This is a genomic window from Zoogloea sp. LCSB751 (assembly GCF_002028455.1).
Classification (GTDB): Bacteria; Pseudomonadota; Gammaproteobacteria; order Burkholderiales; family Rhodocyclaceae; genus Zoogloea.
The window spans coordinates 1-507 of the sequence record NZ_MWUM01000087.1; the positions used below are offsets into that span (position 1 = coordinate 1).

The following is a 507-nucleotide window of genomic DNA, read 5'->3' on the forward strand; positions in this document are numbered from 1 at the left end:
CGATACGGACAGGAATTCAAGGATAGAGCGGTGGCGCGATTGCTGCCGCCGGAGAGCGCGACGGTGGAGGCCGTCGCACGTGAGATCGGTGTGGGTGTGGCGACGCTGGAGCGGTGGAGGAGCGATGCGCTGTCCAGGCCCGCTCGCGAGCGGGCCTGGACAGCGGCGGCGCGGTTCGAGGCGGTGCTCACCACGGCCGCACTGGATGAGGCGGCCCGGAGTGCCTGGTGCCGGGAGCACGGGGTTTATCCGCAGGACCTGGCCCAATGGCGCCAGGCGGCCACGCAAGCGCTGGCAACACCCGAAGAAGCCCGTGCCAGCCCGCTGCAGACCAAGCAGGATCGGCGTCGCATCAAGGAACTCGAACGGGAACTGCGGCGCAAGGAGAAGGCGCTGGCGGAGGCGGCAGCGCTGCTGGTCCTTTCAAAAAAGCTCGAGGCGATCTTTCCGAAGGACAGGGACGAGGACGCATGATCGGCCTGGAAGATCGCCGGATGAAGGTCCGGA

The 507-nt window shown here is 67.7% G+C and carries 1 pseudogene; it reads left to right on the forward strand.

Annotated features, from left to right (window positions below):
• Window positions 1–507, forward strand: a pseudogene (locus tag B4920_RS25855) (transposase); the annotation flags it as partial.